We start from the raw sequence: 24,154 nt of genomic DNA, 5'->3' as shown, positions 1-24,154 counted from the left end.
TGAAAAATTTTTCATTTTTGTTGTTTTGACTTATTGACTTTTTGACTTTTATTGCTATAATAATAACTGAAAGAAGGAAATAAAAGAAAGGCCTTCTGAAATCCAACACGACAACTGTAAACGAAAGGGGATCTGAATCATGTTTGGATTAGTACCGTTTGACACAAGAAATGACCTGATGATGAGAAACGACGACGAATTCAGCCGCCTCTTCGACTGGATGAACCGACCGATGATGAGCCTGTTCAAGGATTCCGGCTTTACCGGCAGTGCCTTCAAGGTAGATGTGAAGGACAATGATACGAACTATGAGCTCACAGCGGAGCTTCCCGGCATCACAAAGGATGACATTTCACTGACCTACAAGGACAACTACTTAACCATCGCGGCGAAAAAAGACAGCACCACCGAGGAAAAGGATGATGAAGGCCGATATATCCGCCGCGAACGCAGCTTCGGCAGCATGAGCCGCTCGTTCTACATCGACAACATCGATGAAACGAAGCTCGACGCGGAATTCAAGGACGGCGTACTTAAAGTAACCCTGCCAAAGGCAGCAGCCCCGCAGGAAGAATCACCTAAAGAAATTCCTATCCGCACCGTCTGATAACCGCGTAATCCCCCCCTATCAAAAGGAGCATCGGAAAACCCGATGCTCCTTTTTTTCGACAAAATTCAATTTTTTCCTGTATTTCTGTCCTGCGAAGCTTCCCCTGAAGCGGATTCCTCTGCCTTTTTTACGATTGCCCGGCACATTTTCTCGAACTTTACCCGCGGTATCATGACGAAATGGTCACAACCCTGACACCTCATACCAAAATCCATTCCCACGCGCGTAAGCCGCCACTCATCGCTTCCGCATGGGTGCTTTTTCTTCATGCGTACAATATCGCCAACATCATAATGTACCCGTTCCATAAAACCGCTCCTCGCCATTTCTTTTGTATATATTTAACGTCATGCTTCAGATTTTGTCAAAGACAAAATATCCGCCTTATGGTAGACTTGTCGTGAAGGAGCGTGGATGTTAATGAAGGTTTCTGTTATACAGCTTCCCGTTGTTATTGGCGACCGCCAAAAAAATCAGGACACACTTAGAACGATGCTTGAAAAAGCAATGACCGAAAAGCCGGATACTGTTCTTCTTCCGGAGCTTTGGGACATAGGCTTTTACCCAAGGCCTCTGGAAAACTATACCGATGAAGGGGCGCACTCCGCAAAGGAGCTTCTCTCGGAGCTGTCCGGGAAATATCATGTAAATATAGTCGGCGGCTCAGTGGCTGCAAAGCTTGGGGATGCCGTTGAAAACATCTGCTGTGTCTTCGACCGTGAGGGAAACTGCATCGCAGACTACAGCAAATCCCATCTCTTCTCCCCGGCAAAGGAACACAAGGCCTTCCGCGCCGGTGATAAAGTCACTGTCTTCACCCTGGACGGTGTCAACTGCGGTGTCATAATCTGCTATGACCTGAGATTTCCTGAACTGACGCGCAAGCTTGCCCTCTCGGATATAGACATTCTTTTCATCCCTGCGGCATGGCCTACGGTACGCCTTGCACACTGGCGGCTTTTGGCACAGGCCCGCGCCGTGGAAAACCAGTTCTTCGTTGCTGCCGCCAACGGAAGCGGCGCATTTGCCAACGGAATGCCTCTGGCAGGGCACTCCGCCCTCATCGACCCCTGGGGCGAAATTCTTGCCGAGGCAGATGATGGTTCCGCCATCATTACCGCAGACTTCGACCTCTCTGTAAAAGAAAAAATCCGGTCAACCATCAACGTTTTCGCTGACCGCCGGCCGGACCTCTACTGAATCATTTAGACTGCTGCTTACGGATTTCCGTGACGGGCACACCGCCTATACCCCAGTTATCCGTATCCACCTCGTCGATGGTGACTACAGTTGTCTTCGTATTCTTTCCCAGAACATCATGAAGAAGCTGCGTCGCCCCCTCGATGAGCTGCTTTTTCTGCTGGGCAGTGACATTTCCCTCACGGGTAATTTTGATATTAACGTATGGCATATTTTCCCTCCCCTCTCTTTTCCTTTTACAGGATATATTCTACATAGACACATTTTTTCCTTCCAAAGCACGGCAGGAAAATTTTGCCAAATAACTCCTTTTAGCGTTATAATAATAAAACAGGATTTATTGATTGAGAGCTTTACATGCGAAGGAAGTGTAATCATGGACACGAAAAATGTAAACGAAATACTCAAAGGCTACAACGGACAAAGCAACATCGAAAAGCCGCGCAGCATACAAAGCGTCACGGCACGGTATTATAAGGAGCTTGACCAGTACGCCGACCTCATGCACGCCAAGGTGGATCTTCGCGAGCAGCGCGTCATGCTCTACGCTGAAATAAAGGTTTTGGGCTGGATGCTGGGCAAGGCGGACAACACAATCACCCAGGATATTGATGCCGCCTGCAAAAAGCTCTGACTTGACAAGTATTCCCGAAAGCAAACGATATGTAAAATAAATAACTCTTTTCTTGCCTTCCCCTTTAGGGGGAGGGGGACCGCGCCAGCGGTGGAGGAGGTGCACAAAAGCATGCCACTATCTACATAGCAGGCACTTTGGGGTACACCTCATCCGTCTCGCAAGCTCGCCACCTTCTCCTCAAAGAGAAGGCTATTTTAATAATTGTCACCACAAGTTTTAAGGGAGAAATATATGCGAATCATTGTAGGAATTTCCGGTGCCAGCGGCGCAGTTCTTGGATACGAGCTTCTGAAGGTACTTCACGGAATGCCGGATATCGAAACACATCTCATTATGACACACGGTGCGGAGAAAACCCTCGCCTACGAAACCGACCTCACCCTCGAGGACATACACGCACTCACCGATGTCACATACGACATAGACAACCTCGCGGCAGCCGTATCCAGCGGCTCCTTCGTCACTGACGGCATGATTATCCTGCCCTGCAGCATGAAAACCGTAGCAGGCATCGTCAGCGGCTACAGCGAAAATCTCCTGCTCCGCGCGGCAGATGTCTGTCTCAAGGAAGGACGCAGGGTTGTCCTCGCTCCGAGAGAATCGCCGCTGTCAAAAATACATCTCAGAAATCTTCTGCAGGCAGCCGAAGACGGCTGCAGCATAATACCGCCCATGCTGAACTTCTACAGTGGTGCGGATACGGTACAAAAACAGATAAACCAGACCATAGGAAAAATCCTTCTGCAGTTAGGAATAGAATACAAAGGATTCGTACAATGGACCGGAAAATGAAAAAGAGGCTGCCACGCTGCAGCCTCTTTTTTACAAATATTCCTCAAGCCCTGCCTTATCCTTTATCACAATTTCCCGTCCGTTCAGGGAAATAAGACCTTCTCTCTGCATCGCCCCCAGCTCTCTCGAAAGCGCGGGGCGCGTTACGGCAAGCCATGCTGCCATTTCCTCCCTCGGCATTCTCGCCGAATCACCTGTCTGAAGAAGAAAACGCGCAAGCTTCCCTCGAAGTGAGCCTCCTGCCAAAATCCTGACACGGCGGTTCAAAAGATATGCCTTCTCCGCGAACACCCGGAGAAGCTTTCTTTGAACTACGGCAGCCACAGGAGCGATATTCGGCTGAGCCGCAGAAAAAAGCTTCTGTCCGAAGGAAAGAAGCACAGTCTTCTCCGCGGCCGCGGCATACATGTCGTATTCCTTTCCAAGAAAGAAATACACCTCGCCAAACATATCTCCGCTCTCCTCGATATCAGCGACGTATATCTCCCGTCCCGAAAGCGTGTCCTGCCGTACATGAACCCTTCCGCTCACAAGAATAAAAAGCTCATCGGGATTGTCACCCTGATGAAAAATCACTGCCCCCTGCCTGAACTCGCGCACACGCACAGAAGGGGCTCCCAGCAGCGTATCAACCGCCGCCTCAGGGAGCCCCTGTCCAATTACACTTTTCATAAGAGCCGAACGCGCAGCCCCATACTTAGCATTCATTTAAGCGTCCTTTGCACGAAGGGAGCATTTCGCGCTCAAAACCTTCTCGCCGTTCTGATTCTGACAGATGACCTGTACGGCAGCCTTGCCTGTCTCCGCGTCAAAAGCCGTCACCTTACCGTTTGTCTCAATCATGTCTCCCGGACGCACCGGAGCCGTAAAGCTCACCTCGATGGCACCGCGGGTAAGATAATCCACCCCGAAATTACGCACCATAAGCTCCTGAATGAACGCCATACTGAGCATACCGTGGGCGATAGTTCCTCCGTAGCTGGTTGTCTTCGCAAAATCCTCATCAATATGGAGCGGATTATGGTCGTCTGCCGCATCCGCGTACTCGCAGATCATCGCCTGCGTGATTTCCTTTGCTGGAAGCGAAATAGTAGCTCCCTTTTCAAAATTCTGCATTCCTCTGCCTCCTCACGCCGGGAAAATAACGGTAATCGTACTCACAACGACAAGGTCGCCTTCCGAATCATACACATCGACCTCACGCACGACAAACTTCATGCCGCGTTTTTCCTTCGCCTCTTTTACGACACCCTTGACCGAAAGCTTTTCACCCCAGTGAATCGGCTTATAATACTCGAATTTTTGTTTTGCATGAACTGTTCCGTCCGCAAGCTGCTCATCCGCTACCGCTTCCCAGCGTGCGAAAACCGCTGCGTATGCCGGCGGCACAAGCCGTTCCTTTTCATAAAGCTCCGTGTTGTCCTTTACCGCAGCCAGATATGCGCGGATGCCCTCCTCGGCAACAACAAACTCCTGCGCCGGATATTCCTTACCGACCTCCACGTCGGCAAACTTCATAATCATAGCTTCACCTCATGACTCTCGTCCATATGCTGTATATATGTATTATTTTATATTGTTTTCGTATTATAAGCAAGTTACGTGGAAAAAGCATAAAAAAGATGCCGCACTTCCGTACGGCATCCCGTGTTTTTAAAATTATCCCTGTGCCTCTGCGACCTTGCCGACACGGGTGATATCGCCAACAGATACCTGCATGGACTTGCCATTGACGTTCGCAATAATGCTCGGAGCGCCGTCCGTGACGGATACGCCTGTGACAACACCCTCGTAGGTCTGCTTCGACGTTACACTCTTTCCGCTTGCGTCCTTCTCCGTGACCTCTGTCGTCCACTGGATATCCTTGCCAATCATGCCGCTGAGCTGACCGACAAGAACGGATGTGTCGATGTTGTTAACCAGCTTGGAGATTGCCGTTGCCGTATCAGCAACATTCGTCATCTGCTCAAGTGCGGAGAACTGAGCAAGCTGAGCAACATACTGAGCGTTATCCTGCGGATCAAGAGGATCCTGGTAGCGCATCTGCGTTACGAGAAGCTGAAGGAACGCGTCCTTATCGAGCGTAGAACCATCCTTCGCCTTCTGTGTCTGCTGTGCCGCATAATCCGCAGCCGTATATGTCTGACCGTTTATGGTAATCGTATTAAGACTCGTGCTGTCTGCCATGATATTCCCTCCTGTTTCTATAAAGAACTCATTTACACCTTATAGTCTACACCATTCGCCGTCCCGATGGAAGGAGTATTTTCCCCTGCCGTGGCCGGAGCCGCTGCCGTTATACTGAGCGCCTCTGCGTCATCCTCGAAGGCTGCCGCACGAAGCGTATTGGACTGAGCGTTCCGTGCTTCCTGCTGGTACAGACCCTGCTGGCCTGCCTGGCTTCCCGCAAAGAAATCCTGAGAAAGTCCGGAATAAACCTCTACGTTGTTGACCTTGATACCCTGTGCCTGAAGCTCCTGCTTCAGCTGAATCATGGAGCTTTCAATGAGACCGCGCACCGTCGGATTATCCGTGTGGAAGGAAGCATTTACAGCCCCGTTGGTGCTGACAGAAACACGAAGAGTAAGCTCGCCCAGGTGCTTCGGGTTCAACTGAATGACCATCTCCGTATCCTCACCGGAACGGATAAGCTTTGCCTGGTCAACAATCTGCTGCATCACGTTATACGGGTCACGAACCTGCTGTGCTTCATCAAGCTGCTGTACTGCCGCCGTCTGCTGGACACCCATCGTATTCATAATATTCTGGGCTCCTGCCAAAGGCTGCTGCGCCGGCTCCTTTGTGACCATCGCCACGTCGAAATCAGCGTTCTCGGGAAGCTGAGTTCCCTGTTTTATAACAGCACCGCCGTCTTCAGCCTCATTCTGCTGCTGAGGCTGTCCCTGACGCTTGAGGAAATCCTGAAGCTGCTGCTGTGCGGAATTGTTCGCATTCGGAAGGGAGATTCTATCCTCAACCACAACCTGTGCCGCACCGAAAAGAGCTTCTGCCGCGGACTGAGTTTTTGTCTCTGCTCCTTCTGCAGGCTTCGTCTGCTGCGCTGAAAGCGCCGTCTGAAACGCGCCCTGCTGTACCGCATTCTGCTGGACTGCGACAGCCGGAGCATTTTCATTTAACGCCGATGCCGCAGCATCACCAAGGGCTGCTGCCGTACCGGGCTGCACCATTACCGCAGGTGCTTCCGCCGTTGTATTTCCCTCTGTATTCTGCTGTGCCGAAAGAGCCTTCTGCGCAAGCTCGGTAAGCTCAGGCGCCGCTTTAAGGGACGCATTCGTCGGGACGCTGTTGAGCATGTCCATGAGCTTGCCGTTCTGCGCGGCCTTTTCTGCACCCTCTTCCGTCTGAGGAAGAAGATTTTCAAGCTTCATCGCGCTCTGCCCAAGCTGAGGTTTTTCCTCTGCAGCAGGCTGAGCCTCGATATCAGCCGATTTCTCACCGACCGCGGCGGCAGCGCCCGCCAGCGATGCAAGCATCGCATCCAGCGTCGTTGCCTTTACGGTCTCGGTATCCTCCTGCATCCCTGCAGCTTCTTTTACGTCAGAATCCTTTCCGGCGCTTTCGGCATTTCCTTTGCCCTCTGTCTTCGGCGTATCCTTCGCCCCTTCGGATGCAGCCGCCTCGGCTGCCGCTTTTGCGGCATCCTCTGCTGACTTCGTATCCTTTGCCGTTTCCTTCGGCGTATCCTTTACGTCATCCCTGACATTTTTATTATCAGCTTTCGCTGAGGTATTATCTTTTGTTTCGGTCTTTGCCTTCGGCTCCTGCGCACGTCCTGCCTGGGCTTCATCCAGCGAACGCTCGAAGGAATCAGCGCCGTTCTTTGTCTGAGCGCTTTTAGCGGCTGTCACCTGACGGCTGGCTGCGGAGAGCTTTGCTCCTGCGCCTGCCTGGGGTGCTCCCGACGAGCCGAGGTTTACCATAACTTCGGTTGCCTTCATATCAAATCACCGCTTACCGTTTCATATTGATAAGAGTTTCCAGCATTTCATCGGAAACCGTGATAATCTTGGAGTTGGACTGGAATCCACGCTGTGTGACAATCATATCCGTGAACTGGTCAGCAACATCGACGTTGGACATCTCAAGAGCTGCCGGGGTAATCTTAGCGCCGATAGCAGCAGCCGTATTCGGCTCGCCGGATTTACCTGCGTTGTTGGAGTCCTCATAGAGGCTGTCGCCAATCTTCGTAAGACCTGCAGGGTTAGTGAAGCGCTGCAGAGCAACCTGTGCCTCTACCTGCTTCTTGCCGTTGGTGTATGTACCGGTGATTGCACCTGAATTATCAATGGAGATACTGGACAGAGTACCTGCCGCATTGCCGTCTGCAACCCCGGCAATAGTATTGCTGGAGGCATACTGTGTAAGCGCCGACATATCCAGAGCAAGTGTCTGTGTACCTCTTGAACCATTTGTAAGCATAAGTGTAGTTGTTCCGGTAGCGCCTGTCGCTTTACCATCAGTATCAAACTGCAGAGTTGTCGGAGTCATTTTAACGGTTGTAGTGGAACCATCATCCTCTGTTATTGTTGTCGTGTCCGATCCGTCTGTCGTTACGGCAACCTGCCATTGGTTTCCATCGGTGCTGTCTCTTTTTGTCATTTTGTAATAAATTGAAATATCATGCTTACTTCCAAGCGTATCATAAACCGTCAGCGTCGTTACAAGCGGCAGACTTTGATCTACTTCATATTTGCCGCTGGTCATTGTCACGGAGCTTCCGTCACTGAGTTTCACAGTGACCGGATTATCTACCGTTGCAGTGCCGGCAGGACTTCCTCCTGTAACAGTCGTAATCAGCGGAACCTCCGAATTAAGGTTATTGGAATATGTTGCTGTTGCGGATGCCGCCGGAGGCATAGTCTTACCTGATGGAATAGTAATATTCGTGACTGCAGCACCGGTATCAATGACACCGTTCTGTCCCATCCAGCCCTGTACGAAGTAGCCGTTACCCGTCTGGACATAGTTGCCGTCTGCATCAAACTCAAATGCGCCGTTCCTTGTATATGCCGTGCCTGTCGTCGTGTTTAAAATGAACAGGGCATTTTCACTGGAAAGGCAAAGGTCTGTATTCTTTCCTGTGGACTGTACCGAGCCATTTGTAAATATGGTCTGAATTGCGCCAACGCTGGAACCAAGACCAATCTGCTTCGGGTTAACACCACCGACATTGTCCTGCGGTGCCGCAGCGCCGCTAAGTGTCTGGCTCAGCATATCCGTAAAGGTTGCGCGGGCAGACTTAAAGCCCGTCGTGTTGACGTTTGAAATGTTGTTACCAATGACATCCATTCGTGTCTGGTGGTTTTTGAGTCCGGATACACCGGAGAAAAGGGAACGCATCATGATAAATCACTTCTCCTTTGTACGGCGTTCGTTCCGCCGTGTTCTGTATTTGCGTCTGCCTTCAGGACTGGACGACTCATGATTGACGTTCCCTGTCATCTGCCGTATTGTGCTTATCCGTGCTCGGCATGAAAATCGTTTTTGTCCGTGTCTGCTTTTGCAGAGGCTTTTTAACTTTTTCACTCTAATTATCGGAGTAATTTTTTATTTTCTTAAGTCCTTATACAATCATACTTGCATAATTACGCATTTTTTGTGCCTTTTAGACTATGTTTAATGAATATAAGATGAAAAAAGAGGAGAAATGTACTACGTGATCAGCAAAAACAGAGATGTGAAAAGAACGGTATTTGCAAAGCTGATTAGTGCTTGCTCCCCCCGCCCTTTCAGGGCACCCCCCTCCAAGATGGGGGCTTTTAACTGCCTCCCTCATGGAGGGAGGTGGCACGCTGAAAGCGTGACGGAGGGAGTGTTCTCCATGAGGTGTCAACATGCCTGTGGCATGTTGGCTTAGCGCGTAGCGTAACGGAGGGAGCGTGTATCGTCTCCCGCGTCGTAACTGTATTACTGAAGCTGATTAGTACTAATTTTTTACATAGAAGTATATTGCATATCAATAGCATTTATCTCTACATAGAGCTTGCCACTAACTGGCCCTGCCACGACAGTAAATTCGCGGGCGACGTGCAATATAGCCTCCCTCTTTGAGGTGTCAACATGCCTGTGGCATATTGGCTTGGCACGCGTAGCGTGACGGAGGGAGTGAATAAGCCACGCCGCGGGAAAAGGAAAAAAGCGAAGCGTTTAAAAAGGGTGTTGACATGCCGGGGGCATGTCAACTTAGCGGGAACGTAGTTCCTGCGGTGGGGATGCGCGAAGGGGCGACGCCCCGTCGCAAAAAAGCGGAGGAAATTTTCCATTTCCTCCGCATAACAACACACAATATTATCTCAAGAAAGGTCTACGCACTGGATATTTTCGGCCTTCATGAACTTCGCAAGCTTCGTAACGTCCTTCATGAGGTCGTAGTAGTTATCCGGAGTCAGGGACTGAGGTCCGTCGGAAAGAGCCTTTGCCGGATTCGGGTGCATCTCCATTATGATTCCGTCCGCTCCTGTTGCTACGGCAGCCAGTGCCATAGGCTTCACAAGACGCCATTTTCCTGTTCCGTGGCTCGGGTCAACGATAATCGGCAGATGTGAAAGATGCTTTACTGCCGCGACGGCGCTGAGGTCGAGAGTATTTCTCGTGTAGGTTTCGTAGCTTCTGATTCCACGCTCACAGAAAATAACATTCGGGTTTCCTTCATTTAAAATATATTCTGCAGCGTTCAGCCACTCGTTAAGTGTTGCAGCAAGACCGCGCTTCAGAAGGACAGGCTTGTTGCAGCGTCCGACCTCCTTCAAAAGACGGAAGTTCTGCATATTTCGCGCGCCAATCTGCAGCAGGTCTGCATACTCCGCGACGACCTCTACAGCCTCGACCTCAGTTACCTCGGTAACGATGCGGAGGCCTGTACGCTCCTTTGCCTCTGCGAGATATTTCAGGCCCTCTTCCTCAAGGCCCTGGAAGGAGTACGGGGATGTGCGCGGTTTGTAGGCGCCGCCGCGAAGGAACTGTGCTCCGCCCTTTTTCGCGATTTCCGCGGCCTCAAAAAGCTGTTCTCTGGATTCAACGGCACATGGCCCTGCCATAACGACGAACTCGTCTCCGCCGATGCTGACGCCATCCACGTCAATGACGCTGGACTGAGGATGAAATTCGCGGCTGACCAGCTTGTAGCTTTTGGAAATGGAAACGCTCTGCTCTACTCCCGGCAATGCGTCAATGGCTACAGAACCCAGCTTCGTTTTATCACCGATAACGCCGACAATCTGCTGCTGCGCGCCCTCCATGACCTTCGCGGTAAGGCCTGCGTTCTGAATAACCTCGATAACTCCCTTGATGTCTGACGCGGTTGCGTCCGGATTCATGATGATGACCATATTTTTCGTCTCCTTTATAATGTAGTATTTTTAACTATTTCAAAGCGTACATGATGGGAAATTCTCCCAAATCATGCAACCACAGACTGCGTTTTCTTACTGCCCCGATTGATTCCTGCAGACGGTCGTGATTATCTCCTTCTACCTCCAGGTCGAAAAAGAAAATATACCGCCCCAGCTCCGTCCTTCGCGGACGCGACTCGATACGAGTCATGTTGATGCCTCTGTCCGCAAATTCCTGCAGCACTTCCAGAAGACTTCCTGCACGGGAGCCGTCGATGTCGCATATCACAAGAGCGCGGCCCTGTTCCCCCTTCGGAAGAACATGGGAAGGCTGACGGCAAAGCTCGTAGAAGCGTGTGCAGTTCGTGTCATTGTCCTGTATCTCTTCTGCGATGACGTGAAGGCCGTAAAGCTCACCTGCGCGCTTCGTGCATATCGCGGCAGCGCCTTCCCCAGCTTTGCTCTCCGCGACCATGCGGGCAGCCTGCGCGGTGCTTGCTGCTTCTATACGCTCCGCCTGAGGGTAGTTAGCTTCCAGCCAGTCCCTGCACTGGGCAATGGGCTGTGAGTGACTGTAAATTTTTTTCACTTCATCAGCACTGCATTTTGCCATGAGATGATTGTGGACACCCCATATCAGTTCGCGGTTCACAACAAGTGCCTCGCTTCTTGCCAGCGTATCAAGCGTAATATTCACCGAGCCCTCAAGAGAATTTTCAATAGGAACAAGACAGCTGTCCAGCTTTCCGACCGCAACGGCCTGCATCACCGAATAAATATCCGAATAAGGGACAAGCTCCGATTCCTCATTTAATTTTTCCCGAAGGTAGAGAGCTGCTGCTTCGCTGTGAGTGCCAAGCGGCCCCAAAAAACCCATCCTTTTCATTTCGTTTCCTCCACAACTCAATAAAAAAAGCCCCGTCCTGTCAAAGGACGAGGCTGTTGCTCGCGGTACCACCCTGATTCATCCGCCAAAGCGGATATCTCTTCACCTGCGGACATATGTCGACAGGCTCCTTCCTCTAACGGTAAAGGCTCCGGCTCCGTCTGCTGACTCACGCCTCTGAACGGGCAGCTCCCCGGTGAACTTCCTGCGCATCTCCCCGGCCGGTTTCCACCTGCTCCGGCTCTCTGAACGGTTCCCTGCACGATACTTTTCCGGTTCTTCGCTTTTTCTCTGTACGATGTGCTCATGATAGCATACACAGTTTACAAAATCAAGATAAATTTTACACAAAATCGAATTTTAATGTGTACTAAATCATGACAACGCCCAAGAAAGCTCAATCCTAAATCAAAATTCAGACACCTCCCTCTATCCTCTCCCGATGCTCTCATATACATATTTCATTCGTGTAGGTTTACACTTATTATGGTTTTTACGCTTATATCGAATGTGATTGTATATATTCCTATGCACAAATCAGTATATTTTTTATAATAAGATTGCATATAAAGTATTCCTGTGATATAGTAGTGTTTGTATCCTACTATAGATTATATGGTATAGAGTATTTGTTGAGTGGAAAGAGAGGGCCGGACTCATGAGTCTGAAGCTGATTACAAAACGGTGCAAGGGATGCGGAATATGCACTTTTTTCTGTCCAAAGAAGGTGCTGGTCATCACTGAGCTGAACAAGGCCGCCATCGCGGAGGGCAAGGAAAACGACTGTATAAAGTGCGGTCAGTGCGAAATGCGCTGCCCGGACTATGCAATATTTGTAGAGAAGGAGGCGTAAGGATGGGCAAAGTACTTTTGATGCAGGGAAATTCTGCTGTTGTGGAAGGCGCGATTTCCGCAGGTGTACGTTTTTACGGCGGCTATCCTATTACGCCGTCCACAGAAATAGCAGAGGGCATGGCAAAACGTCTTCCTGAGGTAGGCGGAAAGTTCATGCAGACAGAGGATGAGCTGGCAGGCATGGGGGCTGTCATCGGCGCGTCTCTCGCGGGAGTAAAGGGCATGACCGCCACAAGCGGCCCGGGCTTTTCTTTAAAACAGGAGATGCTTGGACTCGCCTGCAGCGCAGAAATTCCCTGCGTTGTTGTGGATGTTCAGCGCGTAGGCCCTGCAACAGGACAGCCCACATCCCCGTCACAGGGTGATGTAATGCAGACACGCTGGGGCACTCACGGAGACCATTGGGTTATCGTCGTGTCCCCCACAAGCGTCCCTGAATGCTTCGACCTCACACGGCGTGCGGTTGAACTCAGCGAGACATACCGCTGCCCCGTTATTCTTCTTATGGATGAGATTGTAGGACACATGCGTGAGCGCATTGAGCTTCCGGAAAGCTATGACGACCTTCCGAAGTTCCCACGCAAGGTTCCTTCCTGTGCGCCTGAGGATTATCTCGCTTACAGGGACGTGGACGGAACCAAGGTCCCCCCCATGGCGCCCTTCGGCAGCGGTTACCGCTGGCATGTATCGGGACTCGTCCATGACGAGACAGGCTTCCCGAAGGGAACTCCTTCTGCGACGCGTACATCACAGGACAGACTCCGTACCAAGCTCACCGACCGCCTTGACGATATCATCATGACGGAGAGCTACCGCATGGAGGATGCGGAGTACGCTGTTATTTCCTACGGCGGCGCAGCCCGCACCGCCTACGATGCAGTTGATGCGGCACGGGAGCAGGGCATCAAGGTAGGTCTTTTCCGTCCCGTTACAATATGGCCCTTCGCAGAAAAGGAGATTGCCGGGCTTTCATCCAAGGTGAAGGGAATCCTTGTTCATGAGTTAAACTGCGGTCAGTATTTCCTTGAGGTGGAGCGTGCAGTTCACGGAAAAATCCCCGTCACGCTCTATGCAAAATATGACAACGAATCTGCATCTCCCGAAGAGATGCTTGAAGAAATCAAAAAGATGACAGGAGGTGCGCAGGCATGAAGGAAGAGCTTGTAGAAAAATATTTCCGCCCCGGACGTCTGCCGCATCTCTGGTGCCCCGGCTGCGGTCACGGCATCATCACAGGTGCTATCGTACAGGCAATCGACCAGGAGGGCTGGTCCAAGGACGATGTCGCGATAATTTCGGGTATCGGCTGCTCAAGCCGTGCCTCAGGTTATCTTGATTTCAACACGGCAAACACGCTGCACGGACGTGCACTGCCCATCGCCAGCGGCCTCAAGATGGCTAACCCGAAGCTTCACGTAATCGTCGTCAGCGGTGACGGTGACTGCACGGCTATCGGCGGAAATCATCTTATCCACGCGGCACGCAGAAACATTGATCTGACTCTTGTTGTTTTCAACAACAGCATATACGGCATGACCGGCGGTCAGTATTCACCTATGACTCCCGTAGGAAGCAAGGCAACAACCGCTCCCTACATGACAATCGAGGAGGATTTTGACCTTCCTTCCCTCGCACAGGCCGCAGGCGCTACATATACGGCCCGCGCAACGACGTACCACACCCAGCTTCTCATTGATGTAATAAAAAAAGGCATGGAGCACAAAGGCTTCAGCCTTATTGAAGCTGTATCCGCCTGCCCGACGAATTTCGGACGGCAGAACAAAATGGGCGCTCCTGCTCTTATGATGGACTGGCAGCGTCAACACGGCGTCCCTCTCGCTGCATGGAATAAAATGACAGAGGAGCAGCGGGCGGGAAAATTCCCCATCGGTGTTCTTTCGGAGCGTACGGACCGCAAGGAGTACACCGAGGCATACGACGAGGTTATCGCGCGCGCACAGGCGGCGCTTTGAGGAGGCATTGACATGAAGCAGACATTCAGATTTTCCGGTACAGGCGGTCAGGGCCTTATTACTGCAGGAATTATTCTTGCCGAGGCGGCTCTCCTTGACGGAAAAATGGCTATCCAGTCCCAGAGCTACGGTCCTGAGGCCCGTGGAGGCTCCTCCAAGGCCGAGGTAATTATTTCCGACGAAGCCATTCATTTCGGACGTGTCATGCACCCTGAGACACTTCTGGTAATGAGTCAGGAGGCCGCAGACAAATATTCGGCAGACTGCACTCCTGACAGCCTCATCATAACGGACAGCCTTTTCGTAGAGAACGTCCCTGTAAGTGCCCACCGTGTTGACCTTCCGATTACGCGCACGGCTGTATCAACCTGCGGCAAGGCTCTTTTCGCAAACATTGTCGCTCTCGGCGCCGTCGCCGCGCTCACGAACTGCGTATCCGTAGAATCCCTCACAAAGGCGGTACTGGACCGCGTACCGAAGGGAACGGAGGATGCCAACAAAAAAGCCCTTGCCGCGGGTATTGCTCTCGCAAAGGGCGTAGCAAAGGCAGCATAAAATATAAAGCATAGCGGACTGTAAAATAATGCAAAAATAGCCTTCTCCTTTAGAAGAAGGCTAGAAAAGAGCATTTTTTACAGTCCCTTTTTATTTTCACTTATGCGTGATGAATGACTCCGCTTCTGTAGGCAATCAAAAGCGCCCTCAGGTCTTCCATCTCCTCACGGATTGCCTTTCCTTTGTCCGTATCCGCAACCGTAAGGCTGTAGGACTGGAGCTCAACCGTCTCGGATACTGATTCGATATCCCTGTTCTCCCGAAGCGCCGTTCTGACATCCGCAACGTGCTGATGCGCGAGAAGCCTGAGTCCGCGGGAGTTTGATATGAGCGTGAAGCCCGAAATACCTGTTTTCTTATGGTAGGCATGACAGAAGCCGCCGTCGATTACGATTGCTTTGCCCCCGGATTTTACAGGGCTCTCGCCTTTTTTGACAGGTACATGACCGTTGATGATATGTCCCTTCTCCGGGTCAAGGCCAAACTCCTTAAGAACACGTCCACAGGCATCAGCATCATTGATGAACTGGAAATAGGGATCGTCAGGCTCCTCCCAGGTGCTCTCGTCATCTACAAACATGCGCTCAAAGGTCTTGAACTCGCGCCCTGAGAATACCGACTCACGGCCACACCAGAAGTACCACATATAATCCAAAAGGATTTTATCCCGCTCCGTCCACGCACGCCGTGCCGCCGCGTCAACAAAATCAAAATACGCCCTTCCGCTGTAGTCTCCTCCGCCTACCGTCACCTTCGTAAAGCTTCCGTCCTCATTCATTGGAACGCATGCATGGAAAAGGAGGTTGCCGTTGCAGCAGGTATAAACGCTTCCCCTGCGGTACAGGAACTCAACATGGCGGCGAAGCGGTTCGCTGGCAAGGAAGGATGCACGAAGCTCCTTAACTATATCTTCCTCCTCCTGAGAAAGCTTCAACGGATTTTCAGGGTCAATGGTCGGGAAAACCCTCTGATTCATCGCGTAGTCTTTTCCGTCAATGCGTACCGTACCCTTTTCATAGTCCACAGCATCGAGGAGCACCCTCTCGTCCATGGAAAACTCAGGATGACGGCGGATGATTTTACCCTCCAGCTTGAACATTATAATGGATATTGCCCGTTCCGCGGCCTTTATCGGAGCTTCGTCAGGATACTGACGGGCTGCCCAGAGAGTGAGTGAACGAAGCCCTATTCCGTAGCCGTTTTCAAGAACCTCTGTGTTGTTGTATCTGAGGTTGTTTCTTACGACATTGGCGATACAGGCATCGCTTCCGCAGGCTGCGCCCATCCAGAGAATATCGTGATTGCCCCACTGTATATCAAGGGACGGATAGTCTATTACTTTATCAAGGATAGCATCAGGTCTTGAGCCTCTGTCGAAAAAGTCTCCCACAATGTGAATCCAGCCGACAGCCAGACGTTTTATAAGCTCCGCGAAAACACAGATAAAGGACGGCGCGCTGCCAACCTCGACTATGGAATCAAGAAGCCTTTTGTGATAAGCAAACTGCGCGGGGTCTTCATCAGGCCGTGTGTTCATCATCTCAACAATAACCGACGTGAAAGCAGTCGGAATAAGCTCCGAAATTTTTGCCAGCGGATATTTATAGGACATAACCTTTGCCAGCTCCAGCAGCTTTCCAAGGGTTTCAACATACCATTTGGGGACAGTGCGGCCTTCATTTTCAAGAGATTCCAGCTTTTCCACCGGATAGTACAGGAGCGTGCAGAACTCAGCCTGCTCCTCCTCATCCATTCTGTCACCGAAAACATACGCTACCTTTTCACGTATTACACCGGAGCAGTTGTTCAGAATATGTGAAAACGTGCCATACTCTCCGTGAAGGTCACTCAGAAAATGCTCTACCTCCTTTGGCAGTGTCAGCCGTGCCTCAAGATGAATGAGTCTCTCACTTACCGCCTCGGGCGTCGGATATTTTTCAGAAAGCAGTCGCAGATATTTTTCCTGCTGTATCAGCTGCTCATTTTGCTGCATGCGGATTATTCCCCTTTGCGAAAAGATTTTCTTTCATTTTAACAGATTTTCTCTTTTTTGAAAATCTGTACCTCAGAAGCTTCCTCCGCCGCCTCCGCTGCTGCCGCTGTCTCCTGAGCTGCTGCTTCCGGAATCGTCATCGTCATCATCGTTTCCTCTCGATTTCGGCACAACAGTCGTAGTTGTGTAAAGGTATGTATCCTCTGACGCGGTCAGTTCAAAGGAATCCCTGTTCAGATATTCATCGGCATGCTCCGCAAAGCCAACATTGCTCATCTGGCTTATGAGTCCTCCGCATACGCAGAAGCCCACGAGTCCCGAGCAGACAAGTGCCAGAGCAGCCGCAAGGAAGCTGAAATCGTCGGCAGGGTCATAGGGCTTGCCTTCCTCCTCGTAGTACTGGAGCTCCTTCTCTGCCGCGTCAACAAAAAGCTCTGCGGCACGGTCAAATTCGTTGTCCTTCATAGCAGGAACGATTTCGTCACAGATGTACGGTATTCCCGTAGCGCTTGTAATACGCTTGTTCATGTAGTTTCCGGTTGCAACGTAATACTTTCTGCTGCCCATTGTTACATAGAGAACCATACTTCCGTTTACGCCCTGATTGTAGCTCCCGCTTTCCACGAAGCGCCTTGCTTCCGTCTCAATATTTTTTGCTCCCGGAGGAAGATTCTTTACAATATGGATACCCACATGCACGCCGTATTTGGCATTTATAGCCTCAAGCCTTTTTGTAAGCTCTTCTTGCTTGGCCTTTGAGATAAGGTACAGTCCGTCCTCCACATAGACCAGAGGCTCTTCCCCAAGCCTCACGGCATTTTTTTGCATATTTTTCTGTGTCGGTGCAGCTCCCCAGTCCGCTGTTTTTGCAGCCTCAGTAACCGAAAAACCAAAGACTGCAGGTGCAGTCAAAAAAGCCAGCAGGGCGAAAAGAGCGAAAAACCGTTTTATCAATTTCATCATTCCTTCCCCCTCAGCTCAGCACGAATTTTGCTATATAGTAGAACACCGGCAGCGTCAAAAGCACAGATGCCGCCGTAAATGCAGCTGCCTTCATCTTGCTGTAGGGCAGCTCTCCAACGATTTTTCCCGTCTGCCCGTTCATCATAAAGGTATAGGGCTTATCCTCATAGCGCGTTGTGAGAATCCACACAGGTGCCATGGCATAGGAAACCTTGCTGTTTTCCTGAAAGAATGTATGGCTCTTGCAGCTCACACGCATATATCCCTCTACAGTATTCTGCAGCTCGGACACAGCCGTGTTCACGACGCGGTTTTCTGTGCATTTGATGGCCTCATCCGCATCCACGTCGTACTTATCCGCAAGATAACCTGCAAGATATCCGGCGTTAAACTCCACAAGCTCGGAATAATCGAAGGGCTCAATGCTCTCGGTGTATTTATCGTCCATCTTTCTGCTTCCGTCGTGAGGAATTCTCTCGAACTGCATTGTTCCCTCGCGGTCCACATCATAGACCTTAGTATGGGTTATAACGGCATCGGGAGTATCAATTACGTAATCATCCTCCGCAGAAAAATTCGCGCTTACGCGAACATCTGAATCCAAAAGCCAGAATGGTACATACATCGGCTGAATATGCTCCACGCGGTTGTTCTCCGTGAATGCCCCCGGAAGCAGCAGCTTTCCCTTGTAAAACTCCTTCAGGGCATTGACTGCGTCCTGCTTCGTCTTCTTGAACGGGATTATGTAATCCGGGCGCAGCATTCCGTCAAACCTTGAAGGAATCATCGTAGGATTGCCGCAGTAGCAGCACTCTGTTGCCATGGTATTTTCGTCACTGACAATCTCCGCGCCGCAGGACGAGCATGTAAACTTACGGAAATTATCCGTCTCGCCGCTTTCCCATTCAGTGCCTGCACTCTTTGCGTCCCATTTTGCCTTTTCAGCCTTCTCTGCAAGAGCAGCCCTTTCCTGCTCTTTATCAAAGAGCTTTTTTACAACCTCGGTCTCAAGCTCCGTTCCGCAGTACTCGCAGGTAACGGTTTTCTTCCCCGGCTGGAACTCCAGCGGGCCGCTGCAGTTAGGACATTTATAGCTGACTGTTTTCTCTGCCATTTTTCAATCTCCTTTACACCAAAAGAGAGCATCCGGAACTCCCTTCAGCTTAAAAATTTCTTTGGTAGAAATTCCACGTCATGACTATAATATATACCCCGAAAAAATTTTTGCATAGCAGGAATCCATATATTTACGTCGAAATTTAAGATTAAGGTTGTGAAAAGACCGTCACAGCCATACAAGTGCATCAGTATGATTAAAAGCAATAACAAAAAGGAGTGAACGCATAATGTCGAATTTCCCGAAAATGAACCGCCGTGATTTTATCAAGACTGCCACGATGGGCTTTTTTGCCGCCGGCACCCTGGGTTTTCTGCCGTATGAAAAGGTTTTTGCGGCAGACAGCTTAAGTGTCAAAACCCGCTACGGCACCTTCAACGGTTTCCAGGGCAAAAACGGTGTGAGCACATGGCTCGGTATTCCCTATGCAAAGCCTCCTGTAAAAAAATTGCGCTGGCGTGCGCCTGAGGCTTTGAAGCCGTCAGACAAGACCTTTGACGCCAAAAAATTTGGCTATGCTGCTATGCAGGTAGATGACGCTCAGGAGCTTGCCTCAAAAAATCCTCAAAGCGAAGACTGCCTGACGCTGAATATCTGGACACGGGGCGGAAAGAAGAACAAGCCTGTCATGGTTTTTGTCCACGGCGGTGGCTTCCAGAGCGGCGGCAGCAGCGATCCCAGCTACGACGGAGCAAATATAGCGGCAGCCTATGACGTCGTTGTAGTTTCCTTCAACTACAGAATAAATGTTTTAGGGTTTGTGAACTTCTCAAGTATCGACCCCAGCTACGAAGACAGCGGCTATCTCGGTATAAAGGATCAGGTCGCGGCGCTGAAATGGGTGAAGGAAAACATAGCGGAATTTGGCGGAAATCCTGACAACATCACGATTTTCGGCGAAAGCGCCGGTGCAATCTCAAATATGATGCTGGCTGTTCTCCCTGCAGCAAAAGGACTTTTCCAGAAAACAATTCCTCAGTCTGCAAACTCGTACATGTATAATACACCGGAATCCTCCGCTCAGGTCGCGGAAACCTATCTGAAGCTCAGCGGCGAAAAGAATATGAGCGGTCTTATGAAAAAAACCTCCGCAGAGCTTGTAGAGCTTTACGTTAAGGTCAAAAATGCCCGCGCGGCTGAAACTGTAAGAGATTATCTGCCTACCTGCGACGGAAAATACCTGCCGGCCAATCCCTTCAAGGCATTAAAGAAAGGCGGAGCCAAGGGGATAAAATTCCTGACGGGTACCACCGCGGACGAGTGGCGGTATTGGCTGCTTTATATGGACAACTTCTTTGAAATTCTTCATCAGGATTATCCAAAGCTTTCACCCGTCATGCAAAAATACACCGCAAAAAGTGCAAACGCCGCACAGGTATCGGAGGAAATTTATAAAACGTGGCTTAACGGCCGCCCCCATACAGAGGAGCTTTTTGCCACCTTCGCAAATCAGCTGGATTGGCGCGTCGGACAGGAGCTTGCGTCTGAATATCAATCGTCCTTCGGTGATGTTTACTATTATCTCTTCAGTGAGCAGTCCGCTGATGAACGGCTGCGTTCGTGCCACGCGATTGACCTGCCCTATACCTTTAACACTCCCTGTGCACTGGCACCGAACCCGTCACCGCAGCTGATAAGACAGATTCAGGCCTCCTGGACGGCATTTGCGGCTACCGGCAGCCCTGACAATGAATTCATTCCTCACTGGAAAAAATATACTGCCGCCAACCGCTGGACCATGGAGCTGAACTCAAAGGGCTGCATGTGCCACAATGATTTGAATACAAAGGCTCTGCAGGATCTGCGCTATATCTACGAAACCTGAAATCAATTTAATTCCGTCGTCATATTCCAAAAATGAAGGGAGAAACCTGTATGTCAGAAGAAGCAACCTTATACGAAGTCCAGGGGCACACCGCCCTCATCACACTGAACCGTCCGAAATCACTGAACTCCATGAGTCTTGACCTTGTTGAGGGAGTGATTGAAAAGCTCAATGCCGCCGAAAATGACGAAAATGTGCGCATAGTCGTCATCACAGGAGCAGGGCGCGCATTCTGCGCAGGCGGAGACCTGGGTGCACTTGACGGTCTCAAGACTACTGATGAGCGGCGCCGTTTCATAGTGAAGGTCGGAGCGATTGTAAAACGGATTCACGACCTCACAAAGCCTGTTATTGCAATGGTAAACGGAGTTGCCGCCGGTGCCGGCTTCAATCTGGCAATCGCCTGTGACCTCTGCTACGCGGCAGACAATGTAAAGTTTATTCAAAGCTTCGTAAATGTAGGTCTCTCCCCTGACTGCGGCGGCTTCTACTTCCTGGCAAAGACTGTCGGCCTGGCAAAAGCCAAGGAGCTGATGTTCACAGCACGTCCCGTAAGCGCGCAGGAGGCAGAAAAGCTGAATCTCGTAAATGCTGTCTATGCGCCTGAGGAGCTTCACGGCAAGGTGATGGAAATCGCAAACAAAATCGGTGCCACGGCGCCGCTTGCCATTTCCATGACGAAAAAGGCTGTCAACGACTACAGCGCTTCACTTGACGAAACCCTCACCTTTGAATCCCTGGCCTCCTCGTCACTTCTCGGAACAGAGGACTTCCGCGAGGGAGTAAAGGCTTTCTCCGAAAAACGCGCGCCAAAGTTTACGGGGAAATAACGAACTTCTTGAAATGACTTAACGCCCATGGCATACAAAAAGCGCTTTGCAGTCCGCAAAGCGCTTTTTGTATGGATTATGCTATTTTCTTTCGTTTCTTTTTCCATGCTGCCCTAGCTTCATTCAACGACATCTTATTGTTTTCAAGGTCGCGGGCATCAGGATATGCTGTATTTGCGTAATCATTGCACCATCCGCAAACAGGACACTCTTCAAACGCAGAAACCATAGCTTCTCCACAGCAAGGACACGATTCTAGCTTCATTTCCCGCACCTCCTTTGTGTTTATTTTATCATCCAACATTTATAGATATTCCTGTCCTAATAAACCAGGGGCATCTTTTGCCGAGTTATATAAATATGTCAATAAGCAAACCCTTCTCACGTAATCAACGGCTCTCCTTCATCCACCCAAATCAAATCTTTTTCAACTTGCCAAAAGCTTTTCCCTGCAAAAATAGGTGCTTCCAAAAACTGCTTTTTCAACATTTCCATATCAGTTCCATGAATCTCTAAATCCTCATTATATCCCTGTGGCTCTCCTATTTTATCCTGATATGTTCTATAAAGTTTTCCATCCTGGCACTCTGCTTTCCACGAATTAACAAAGAATGTGGAAATTCTTGTATCAAAATCAGTATACCCTTCACACCAATAAACCCGACCATCATAATATAATGTAGATTCCATATACCAACCGGTATCTAAAAAAATTTCCAAGTCTCCATTTTTCATCATTCAATCCCCCTTAAATACCTGTAATATTTTTCCCGCAAATTCTCTGTTAATCTCTTCGCTTTATTTCTGGACAAGTCTTCTTCAAATGTATGATAATGCAGTATTTTTTCGTGTCGGTTTCCTGTCAGCTGCGGTTCCGCATGATAAGCTATTTCTATTATAGGAAAACCGGTTTTATCATATTCCCGAAGCTCTCTTAATGAACCATCATGATTTTCCTTAATATAAATCCTATTAGGTGTGTGAGAATAGTCCGGCAGTCCATGCTGGGTACCAGTACCAACCAGCACCTTTGCCCCCTCAACTTCCCGTATGCACCTAAACTCTTTAGTCGTTACATGCCCATTTTTCGTTCTGGCACCTCTTGATGACATTTTACATCCCTCCCGCAAATTCTGCTACCGAACGATCCCAGTTGAACATTGCCGGCTGCCAATATTTCTGATACTTGTCCCACGAACCAAAGCTTTCATCGAATAGAATATAACAAACATCGCTGTCCATCCCCGAAAAAGGATTGCCAACGCAAATCAGCTTAGAATCCGGAAAGCGCCGCCTAAGCTCATGATAACCCGTCAAAAATCCCTGTCCGTCATTTACGCTATGTGTCCCCAACGTTGATATAATGAATGTACCTCCATTTCGAAGACCGCTGAAGGTTATATCAAAATACTCCTCGGTTGTCCAGCCTACAGTAGGAATTACCTTCTTCCCATTCGCCTGCAGAAAAGCCCCTGACCATCTGTTTCTAAATGTCGCATCTATAATCTGCGCCGCCGTAAATGTATCATCCATACTGAAATCAAGGGTTGCCACAGCGTAATAACGGCCTATCTTTTGCAGAAAATTATATGGATTATTATACTGACGCATTAAAACCTCATCATTAGAAAATCCATGCACAATTTTCTTACAAGCATTATTATCATTACTACTTGCATTATTGAGATTTATCAACCATTTCCCATTATTCAAATTGGAAATATCTATTGAATCGATTTCCACAAAAGGAATACCGTAAACATCCCTATCAACATATTTAGGCAGAGGGTGAACAATTCGGACATACTCAACGTTTTCATATACTGGCATAAAATCAAGCCTCCTTGTTAGTTTTACACTTGTTCGATGATTTATTGCACAAGTTTATCAAGTAAGAACCATCTTGTCTGCAATTACGCGCAGCGATAAAGGCTATCCCATAAGAATTCTCGCTGCTACCATAGCAACATCCTGTATCTGGATGTGTATCCTCGTGTCGTTATACGTAATCAGGCCCGATAATATTTTGTTCCTAAAAACCCCCGATAGACGGTGTACTCAAATCATCTAAGGCGATGATATCACACCAAAAATTTCAACTCCTTGAATTCTGTTCAAGGACTGCGCCCATATTTATCATGGATTCTTGCCGCATCAAACCACTTTCATCTTGGTGATACGACAATTTTCCCTTGAAGAAAGTTCAATAAAATATTTTTCACGACGATGCTCCATTAAAAAATACACAAAATCAAAACCACCCGTGAAACGGGTGGTTTGCTCAGGCCCTATAAGGGCCAATTACCTGTGGTAGCACCCTAAAGGGCGCATCGAAACAATCTGGCAATCACACTATTATCACTGGCAGCCCCCTACTCGGGGGCTTTTTTCTTAGCCTTTTTTCTCTCGCTTCCCCGTAAACGGGTCCACTGATTCAAATAAACTTAATTGATCATTTGCAATATCATCCTGCAATTGGTTCTGTATATATTCTTTAATCGCGTTTTCGTATTTACCAACTGTGTCAACATAATACCCACGACACCAAAAATGCCGATTTCCATAC

Annotated in this window: 28 protein-coding genes and 1 other annotated feature; of the genes, 10 read left to right on the top strand and 18 right to left on the bottom strand. The window is 49.5% G+C overall.

The annotated features are described in order from the left end of the window. The first annotated feature begins 139 nt into the window (after positions 1-139). Positions 140-607 carry an Hsp20/alpha crystallin family protein gene (locus BUA83_RS00145; protein ID WP_072934171.1) on the top strand — a complete coding sequence of 156 codons (468 nt, stop codon included), beginning with the start codon at positions 140-142 and terminating at the stop codon, positions 605-607. 68 nt (positions 608-675) lie between these two features. On the opposite strand, the gene BUA83_RS00140 is transcribed toward BUA83_RS00145, so the two are convergent. Beyond that, the gene (locus BUA83_RS00140; RefSeq protein ID WP_072934170.1) at positions 676-918 is read right to left on the bottom strand and encodes a DUF951 domain-containing protein; all 243 of its coding nucleotides are present in this window, start codon (positions 916-918) and stop codon (positions 676-678) included. 106 nt (positions 919-1,024) lie between these two features. Between BUA83_RS00140 and BUA83_RS00135 the strand changes: the two genes are divergently transcribed. Next, on the top strand, positions 1,025-1,810 hold the full coding sequence (locus BUA83_RS00135; protein ID WP_234988172.1) for a carbon-nitrogen family hydrolase: 786 nt from the start codon (positions 1,025-1,027) through the stop codon (positions 1,808-1,810). A gap of 1 nt (position 1,811) precedes the next feature. On the opposite strand, the gene BUA83_RS00130 is transcribed toward BUA83_RS00135, so the two are convergent. Next, complete coding sequence (locus BUA83_RS00130) at positions 1,812-2,021, bottom strand: tautomerase family protein (protein WP_072934168.1); 210 nt, start codon at positions 2,019-2,021, stop codon at positions 1,812-1,814. Between the two features lie 165 nt (positions 2,022-2,186). Between BUA83_RS00130 and BUA83_RS00125 the strand changes: the two genes are divergently transcribed. Further along, complete coding sequence (locus BUA83_RS00125; protein WP_072934167.1) at positions 2,187-2,444, top strand: hypothetical protein; 258 nt, start codon at positions 2,187-2,189, stop codon at positions 2,442-2,444. A gap of 234 nt (positions 2,445-2,678) precedes the next feature. After that, positions 2,679-3,239, top strand: coding sequence for a UbiX family flavin prenyltransferase (locus BUA83_RS00120; protein ID WP_072934166.1), 561 nt, complete (start codon positions 2,679-2,681; stop codon positions 3,237-3,239). 30 nt (positions 3,240-3,269) lie between these two features. Here the strand turns inward: BUA83_RS00120 and BUA83_RS00115 are convergent, their stop codons facing one another. From BUA83_RS00115 to pheA, 8 genes are all read right to left on the bottom strand, one after another. Further along, a complete protein-coding gene (locus BUA83_RS00115) occupies positions 3,270-3,947 on the bottom strand; it encodes a Crp/Fnr family transcriptional regulator (RefSeq protein ID WP_072934165.1) in 678 nt (225 codons plus the stop codon). After that, positions 3,948-4,355, bottom strand: coding sequence for a MaoC family dehydratase (locus BUA83_RS00110; RefSeq protein WP_072934164.1), 408 nt, complete (start codon positions 4,353-4,355; stop codon positions 3,948-3,950). 12 nt (positions 4,356-4,367) lie between these two features. Continuing rightward, a complete protein-coding gene (locus tag BUA83_RS00105; RefSeq protein WP_072934163.1) occupies positions 4,368-4,763 on the bottom strand; it encodes a MaoC family dehydratase in 396 nt (131 codons plus the stop codon). A gap of 135 nt (positions 4,764-4,898) precedes the next feature. Further along, complete coding sequence (locus BUA83_RS00100) at positions 4,899-5,426, bottom strand: flagellar hook capping FlgD N-terminal domain-containing protein (RefSeq protein WP_072934162.1); 528 nt, start codon at positions 5,424-5,426, stop codon at positions 4,899-4,901. 32 nt (positions 5,427-5,458) lie between these two features. Beyond that, a complete protein-coding gene (locus BUA83_RS00095) occupies positions 5,459-7,198 on the bottom strand; it encodes a flagellar hook-length control protein FliK (RefSeq protein WP_072934161.1) in 1,740 nt (579 codons plus the stop codon). Between the two features lie 13 nt (positions 7,199-7,211). Beyond that, a complete protein-coding gene (locus BUA83_RS00090) occupies positions 7,212-8,603 on the bottom strand; it encodes a flagellar hook protein FlgE (RefSeq protein ID WP_072934160.1) in 1,392 nt (463 codons plus the stop codon). Positions 8,604-9,553: 950 nt separating this feature from the next. Then, the gene (gene aroF / locus BUA83_RS00085) at positions 9,554-10,588 is read right to left on the bottom strand and encodes a 3-deoxy-7-phosphoheptulonate synthase (RefSeq protein ID WP_072934159.1); all 1,035 of its coding nucleotides are present in this window, start codon (positions 10,586-10,588) and stop codon (positions 9,554-9,556) included. 34 nt (positions 10,589-10,622) lie between these two features. Beyond that, positions 10,623-11,477, bottom strand: coding sequence for a prephenate dehydratase (pheA, locus tag BUA83_RS00080; RefSeq protein ID WP_072934158.1), 855 nt, complete (start codon positions 11,475-11,477; stop codon positions 10,623-10,625). A gap of 40 nt (positions 11,478-11,517) precedes the next feature. Continuing rightward, positions 11,518-11,767, bottom strand: a binding site (T-box leader). Between the two features lie 368 nt (positions 11,768-12,135). Between pheA and BUA83_RS00075 the strand changes: the two genes are divergently transcribed. The 4 genes from BUA83_RS00075 to BUA83_RS00060 are packed head-to-tail and all read left to right on the top strand — an operon-like array spanning position 12,136 to position 14,860. Further along, complete coding sequence (locus BUA83_RS00075; RefSeq protein WP_072934157.1) at positions 12,136-12,330, top strand: 4Fe-4S dicluster domain-containing protein; 195 nt, start codon at positions 12,136-12,138, stop codon at positions 12,328-12,330. 2 nt (positions 12,331-12,332) lie between these two features. Beyond that, positions 12,333-13,484, top strand: coding sequence for a 2-oxoacid:acceptor oxidoreductase subunit alpha (locus BUA83_RS00070; RefSeq protein ID WP_072934156.1), 1,152 nt, complete (start codon positions 12,333-12,335; stop codon positions 13,482-13,484). Continuing rightward, on the top strand, positions 13,481-14,305 hold the full coding sequence (locus tag BUA83_RS00065) for a thiamine pyrophosphate-dependent enzyme (RefSeq protein ID WP_072934155.1): 825 nt from the start codon (positions 13,481-13,483) through the stop codon (positions 14,303-14,305). The genes BUA83_RS00070 and BUA83_RS00065 overlap by 4 nt, the downstream gene beginning before the upstream one ends. 12 nt (positions 14,306-14,317) lie before the next feature. Continuing rightward, complete coding sequence (locus BUA83_RS00060) at positions 14,318-14,860, top strand: 2-oxoacid:acceptor oxidoreductase family protein (protein ID WP_072934154.1); 543 nt, start codon at positions 14,318-14,320, stop codon at positions 14,858-14,860. A gap of 100 nt (positions 14,861-14,960) precedes the next feature. Here the strand turns inward: BUA83_RS00060 and BUA83_RS00055 are convergent, their stop codons facing one another. From BUA83_RS00055 to BUA83_RS00045, 3 genes are all read right to left on the bottom strand, one after another. After that, entirely contained in the window at positions 14,961-16,853 is a 1,893-nt protein-coding gene (locus BUA83_RS00055) for a fructose-1,6-bisphosphatase (RefSeq protein WP_072934153.1), read from the bottom strand. A gap of 72 nt (positions 16,854-16,925) precedes the next feature. Then, positions 16,926-17,816, bottom strand: coding sequence for a TPM domain-containing protein (locus tag BUA83_RS00050; protein WP_094756373.1), 891 nt, complete (start codon positions 17,814-17,816; stop codon positions 16,926-16,928). A 10-nt stretch (positions 17,817-17,826) separates the two neighbouring features. After that, positions 17,827-18,930: a TFIIB-type zinc ribbon-containing protein gene (locus BUA83_RS00045; RefSeq protein WP_072934151.1), complete on the bottom strand. Its 1,104-nt coding sequence runs from the start codon at positions 18,928-18,930 to the stop codon at positions 17,827-17,829. A 232-nt stretch (positions 18,931-19,162) separates the two neighbouring features. On the opposite strand from BUA83_RS00045, the gene BUA83_RS00040 reads away from it, so the two are divergent. Then, positions 19,163-20,758, top strand: a complete 1,596-nt coding sequence (locus BUA83_RS00040) for a carboxylesterase/lipase family protein (RefSeq protein WP_072934150.1) — start codon at positions 19,163-19,165, stop codon at positions 20,756-20,758. Positions 20,759-20,808: 50 nt separating this feature from the next. Next, entirely contained in the window at positions 20,809-21,588 is a 780-nt protein-coding gene (locus BUA83_RS00035) for an enoyl-CoA hydratase/isomerase family protein (protein WP_072934149.1), read from the top strand. A 76-nt stretch (positions 21,589-21,664) separates the two neighbouring features. On the opposite strand, the gene BUA83_RS00030 is transcribed toward BUA83_RS00035, so the two are convergent. The 5 genes from BUA83_RS00030 to BUA83_RS00010 form a co-directional block, all read right to left on the bottom strand. Beyond that, on the bottom strand, positions 21,665-21,853 hold the full coding sequence (locus BUA83_RS00030) for a CPCC family cysteine-rich protein (RefSeq protein WP_072934657.1): 189 nt from the start codon (positions 21,851-21,853) through the stop codon (positions 21,665-21,667). Positions 21,854-21,969: 116 nt separating this feature from the next. Next, positions 21,970-22,326: a hypothetical protein gene (locus BUA83_RS00025; RefSeq protein ID WP_144340484.1), complete on the bottom strand. Its 357-nt coding sequence runs from the start codon at positions 22,324-22,326 to the stop codon at positions 21,970-21,972. Next, complete coding sequence (locus BUA83_RS00020; RefSeq protein WP_072934147.1) at positions 22,323-22,700, bottom strand: hypothetical protein; 378 nt, start codon at positions 22,698-22,700, stop codon at positions 22,323-22,325. Before BUA83_RS00020 ends, BUA83_RS00025 begins: the two co-directional genes overlap by 4 nt. A 1-nt stretch (position 22,701) precedes the next feature. Beyond that, complete coding sequence (locus BUA83_RS00015) at positions 22,702-23,418, bottom strand: DUF4417 domain-containing protein (RefSeq protein ID WP_072934146.1); 717 nt, start codon at positions 23,416-23,418, stop codon at positions 22,702-22,704. Between the two features lie 561 nt (positions 23,419-23,979). Then, on the bottom strand, positions 23,980-24,154 hold a 175-nt coding region (locus BUA83_RS00010), incomplete at its 5' end, for a transposase (RefSeq protein ID WP_200795947.1).

Source organism: Schwartzia succinivorans DSM 10502 (assembly GCF_900129225.1).
GTDB lineage: Bacteria > Bacillota > Negativicutes > Selenomonadales > Selenomonadaceae > Schwartzia > Schwartzia succinivorans.
The sequence above is the reverse complement of the archived record's forward strand: the minus strand, read 5'-3'. Positions and strand labels throughout refer to the sequence as shown.

Bases quoted from the DNA above. Each gene is read 5' to 3' on its own strand.
- BUA83_RS00145 (WP_072934171.1), top strand. From the start codon at position 140: ATGTTTGGATTAGTACCGTTTGACACAAGAAATGACCTGATGATGAGA.
- BUA83_RS00140 (WP_072934170.1), bottom strand. From the start codon at position 918: ATGGAACGGGTACATTATGATGTTGGCGATATTGTACGCATGAAGAAA.
- BUA83_RS00135 (WP_234988172.1), top strand. From the start codon at position 1,025: ATGTTAATGAAGGTTTCTGTTATACAGCTTCCCGTTGTTATTGGCGAC.
- BUA83_RS00130 (WP_072934168.1), bottom strand. From the start codon at position 2,021: ATGCCATACGTTAATATCAAAATTACCCGTGAGGGAAATGTCACTGCC.
- BUA83_RS00125 (WP_072934167.1), top strand. From the start codon at position 2,187: ATGGACACGAAAAATGTAAACGAAATACTCAAAGGCTACAACGGACAA.
- BUA83_RS00120 (WP_072934166.1), top strand. From the start codon at position 2,679: ATGCGAATCATTGTAGGAATTTCCGGTGCCAGCGGCGCAGTTCTTGGA.
- BUA83_RS00115 (WP_072934165.1), bottom strand. From the start codon at position 3,947: ATGAATGCTAAGTATGGGGCTGCGCGTTCGGCTCTTATGAAAAGTGTA.
- BUA83_RS00110 (WP_072934164.1), bottom strand. From the start codon at position 4,355: ATGCAGAATTTTGAAAAGGGAGCTACTATTTCGCTTCCAGCAAAGGAA.
- BUA83_RS00105 (WP_072934163.1), bottom strand. From the start codon at position 4,763: ATGATTATGAAGTTTGCCGACGTGGAGGTCGGTAAGGAATATCCGGCG.
- BUA83_RS00100 (WP_072934162.1), bottom strand. From the start codon at position 5,426: ATGGCAGACAGCACGAGTCTTAATACGATTACCATAAACGGTCAGACA.
- BUA83_RS00095 (WP_072934161.1), bottom strand. From the start codon at position 7,198: ATGAAGGCAACCGAAGTTATGGTAAACCTCGGCTCGTCGGGAGCACCC.
- BUA83_RS00090 (WP_072934160.1), bottom strand. From the start codon at position 8,603: ATGATGCGTTCCCTTTTCTCCGGTGTATCCGGACTCAAAAACCACCAG.
- aroF (WP_072934159.1), bottom strand. From the start codon at position 10,588: ATGGTCATCATCATGAATCCGGACGCAACCGCGTCAGACATCAAGGGA.
- pheA (WP_072934158.1), bottom strand. From the start codon at position 11,477: ATGAAAAGGATGGGTTTTTTGGGGCCGCTTGGCACTCACAGCGAAGCA.
- BUA83_RS00075 (WP_072934157.1), top strand. From the start codon at position 12,136: ATGAGTCTGAAGCTGATTACAAAACGGTGCAAGGGATGCGGAATATGC.
- BUA83_RS00070 (WP_072934156.1), top strand. From the start codon at position 12,333: ATGGGCAAAGTACTTTTGATGCAGGGAAATTCTGCTGTTGTGGAAGGC.
- BUA83_RS00065 (WP_072934155.1), top strand. From the start codon at position 13,481: ATGAAGGAAGAGCTTGTAGAAAAATATTTCCGCCCCGGACGTCTGCCG.
- BUA83_RS00060 (WP_072934154.1), top strand. From the start codon at position 14,318: ATGAAGCAGACATTCAGATTTTCCGGTACAGGCGGTCAGGGCCTTATT.
- BUA83_RS00055 (WP_072934153.1), bottom strand. From the start codon at position 16,853: ATGCAGCAAAATGAGCAGCTGATACAGCAGGAAAAATATCTGCGACTG.
- BUA83_RS00050 (WP_094756373.1), bottom strand. From the start codon at position 17,816: ATGATGAAATTGATAAAACGGTTTTTCGCTCTTTTCGCCCTGCTGGCT.
- BUA83_RS00045 (WP_072934151.1), bottom strand. From the start codon at position 18,930: ATGGCAGAGAAAACAGTCAGCTATAAATGTCCTAACTGCAGCGGCCCG.
- BUA83_RS00040 (WP_072934150.1), top strand. From the start codon at position 19,163: ATGTCGAATTTCCCGAAAATGAACCGCCGTGATTTTATCAAGACTGCC.
- BUA83_RS00035 (WP_072934149.1), top strand. From the start codon at position 20,809: ATGTCAGAAGAAGCAACCTTATACGAAGTCCAGGGGCACACCGCCCTC.
- BUA83_RS00030 (WP_072934657.1), bottom strand. From the start codon at position 21,853: ATGAAGCTAGAATCGTGTCCTTGCTGTGGAGAAGCTATGGTTTCTGCG.
- BUA83_RS00025 (WP_144340484.1), bottom strand. From the start codon at position 22,326: ATGATGAAAAATGGAGACTTGGAAATTTTTTTAGATACCGGTTGGTAT.
- BUA83_RS00020 (WP_072934147.1), bottom strand. From the start codon at position 22,700: ATGTCATCAAGAGGTGCCAGAACGAAAAATGGGCATGTAACGACTAAA.
- BUA83_RS00015 (WP_072934146.1), bottom strand. From the start codon at position 23,418: ATGCCAGTATATGAAAACGTTGAGTATGTCCGAATTGTTCACCCTCTG.